3 protein-coding genes are annotated in these 2,232 nt (G+C 39.9%); 2 read left to right on the top strand and 1 reads right to left on the bottom strand.

What is annotated here, in order from left to right; genetic code table 11:
• Positions 1 to 190 precede the first annotated feature (190 nt).
• Positions 191 to 694 carry a GNAT family N-acetyltransferase gene (locus CDG77_RS34605; protein ID WP_094333620.1) on the top strand — a complete coding sequence of 168 codons (504 nt, stop codon included), beginning with the start codon at positions 191 to 193 and terminating at the stop codon, positions 692 to 694.
• Positions 695 to 832: 138 nt separating this feature from the next.
• Here the strand turns inward: CDG77_RS34605 and CDG77_RS34610 are convergent, their stop codons facing one another.
• On the bottom strand, positions 833 to 1,453 hold the full coding sequence (locus CDG77_RS34610) for a D-glycero-alpha-D-manno-heptose-1,7-bisphosphate 7-phosphatase (RefSeq protein ID WP_223270164.1): 621 nt from the start codon (positions 1,451 to 1,453) through the stop codon (positions 833 to 835).
• A 346-nt stretch (positions 1,454 to 1,799) separates the two neighbouring features.
• Here CDG77_RS34610 and CDG77_RS34615 point away from each other — a divergent pair, with 346 nt between their 5' ends.
• Positions 1,800 to 2,198, top strand: a complete 399-nt coding sequence (locus CDG77_RS34615) for a hypothetical protein (RefSeq protein ID WP_094333621.1) — start codon at positions 1,800 to 1,802, stop codon at positions 2,196 to 2,198.
• The last annotated feature ends 34 nt before the right edge of the window (positions 2,199 to 2,232 follow it).

A 2,232-nucleotide genomic window follows, 5' to 3' on the forward strand; every position in this document is an offset into this window, starting at 1 on the left:
ATTATCACGTTTTTATCAAAGATGGGACTGATATTTTGATTAAAATTTGCTAGGTGAATTGATAAATAAAAATCTAGGATAAACTCAGGAAAAATTTATATTAGTTTTTATTATCAAAATAAATTATCATTCGATTGTTGCAATAATTAAGCCCTCCAGAGGCTAACCTGTTTTACACACGGAGTTCGCAATGATTCGACCGACCATGCCCGATGACACAACCGCGCTGATTGCCTTAGCCGATGCAACCGGATTGTTCCAACCAAACCAACTTGAGGAGCTTGGCGAAATGTTGTCCGATTACTTCGGTGGTAGCAGCGACAGCGATTCTCTACTAGACGGCAAAGCTGAACGCTTTTGGATTACCGACGATGACAATGGGGCAGTTGGGGTCGCTTACTGTGAGATGGAACGGATGACCGATCAGACGTGGAATCTACAGTTGATTGCTATCCGACCCGACCGACAAGGACAAGGACGTGGTGCGACCCTGCTACGCTACGTTGAGCAAACATTGATGAGACGCGGCGGGCGTGTACTACTGGTGGAAACGTCAGGTACGCCGGACTTCGAGCGCACGCGAGCGTTCTACCGCAAGTGCGGTTATGAAGAAGAAGCACGGATACGCGACTTCTATCAAGCGGGCGCTGACAAAATCGTTTACCGCAAGGCGCTGTCCCCTCAGTCGCAGTAAGCGCTCGCTTGATGCGACTGCTGTCATTCTTAGAGGAGAGCGATCGCACCGCACCTGGGCAATTCAACGACGTTTGATAGCACTAAATTTTTCTAAGTTTCCTGTTCCAGCAATTTCTATAACTTCATACCATAAATCCTAGAAATTAGATCCTGAATGTTTACATATCACCTGTGCTGCTATTGAAAGATTAACCAAAATATAGTCAGCAACTCCTAAACGAGACATTTCGGGCTGAGACTGATTACCCCGATCTATCAAAATCGTTTTACACCCTGCACTATGTCCAGCTTTTACATCACTGAGATTATCGCCAATAAACCAAGAATTTGGTAAATCTATATTTTGTTCGCTAGCTGCACGTAAAATCAAGCCTGGTTTTGGTTTACGGCATTCGCAAGCAATTGCATACTCAGATATTACACCATTTGGATGATGGGGACAGTAGTAGAACCCATCTAGCGATAGATCCGCTTTTTCTAATATTTCATTCAATCGCGCTTCCACTCCCGCCAAGGCAGATTCGGGGAAATAATCCCGTGCTACTCCCGACTGGTTAGTAATCACAATTAATTTATATCCAGCTTTGCTAAGTATTTGTAATCCTTCAATAGCACCGATTTTGATTTCGATTAATTGCGGATCAACATTATTTGGTACATTTTCAATTAAAGTACCATCTTTATCTAGAAATATCGCCGGCTTTTGAGATTGCGAATTTAATTTGTTAGTTCGATGCAAAATTTTCTGATTTTCCAAGAATTATATTTCCCCATCTTAAATCTAATACCACTCGCAAAAGATGACAACGGCGTTACTGTGTCTCCCGTGAGCGATCGTGTCCAGCATTATCGCACAGGATAAAACTCGCCAATATAATAAAGCAAGTATAGTCATTACAACAGTGGCGAGATAAGATAATGCAGTGTATCATTTCCAGCTTATTGTCTATATAATTTGCTCTTGATGAAGTAAAATCGCATCAAATGAATCCAAAACATCTTTACTACTTTTAGAATTGGGATTATCGGTATTTTAACTTTAAGAACTTATGGCATAATGAGCAATATTCACACGGGAGAAAATTCTTGTTGAGGTAGATTGAATGCCTGTTACCTACGAACTTAGAGATTATCAACATCAGTGGATAAAAGATATTTGGAATTCTTGGGAGAAAGGTAATAGGCGACAGAAAAAGCTAAAACAACAAGGCAGTAGCAATGTGGCGACTAATGTAACGACAATAGAAGCTCTTGGGCAGTTGGAGAATAGTATATTCTGGGAACCAAAACCACAGGAAAAGTCATCTAAGTTCAAAAAGAATTTAGGCGATAGTTATTTTAAAATGAAGTACAAATTACAATGGAAAGAATCTTTAACTTACTGTTCAATGCTAACAGGTGATTTTTTAAACATAAATGCTGGACTGTTCCATGTGGAAATTAAAGATGTATATGTAAATACAGCGTATTTGAGGTTTATGAGGTACAGTAACAACAATTAGTAAACCAATTTTTTAGATGCTTTGGATTAACTAA

Origin of the sequence: Nostoc sp. 'Peltigera membranacea cyanobiont' 213, from assembly GCF_002245975.1 — a bacterium.
GTDB lineage: Bacteria > Cyanobacteriota > Cyanobacteriia > Cyanobacteriales > Nostocaceae > Nostoc.